At 49.8% G+C, this 432-nt stretch carries 1 protein-coding gene; it reads right to left on the minus strand.

The window, feature by feature from the left end; all coding sequences use genetic code 11:
- The coding region (ttcA, locus tag AC0L3J_RS37520; RefSeq protein WP_473350446.1) for a tRNA 2-thiocytidine(32) synthetase TtcA at nucleotides 1-432 on the minus strand (432 nt) is incomplete at both ends.

Here is a 432-nt window from a genome sequence, read left to right on the forward strand (position 1 = left end):
GGCCAGCGGACGAATAACGATATGTTTGCCATCATCGCTCATCAGTTTCGGAGGCATACCTTTCATCTTACCGCCGTAGAACATATTTAAGAACAACGTTTGCAGGATATCGTCACGATGGTGACCCAACGCGATCTTCGTCGCCCCCAGTTCCGTTGCGGTACGATAAAGGATACCGCGACGAAGGCGAGAACACAGTGAGCAAGTGGTTTTGCCCTCTGGAATCTTCTCTTTCACGATACCGTAAGTATTCTCTTCAACAATCTTGTACTCAACGCCCAGCTTTTCAAGATACTCGGGCAGAACGTGTTCCGGGAAGCCCGGTTGCTTTTGATCGAGGTTAACAGCCACCAGCGAAAAATTGATTGGCGCGCTTTGCTGCAAATTGCGCAGAATCTCCAGCATGGTATAGCTGTCTTTACCCCCGGAGAG

This window comes from Bradyrhizobium sp. Kon37 (genome assembly GCF_055807535.1).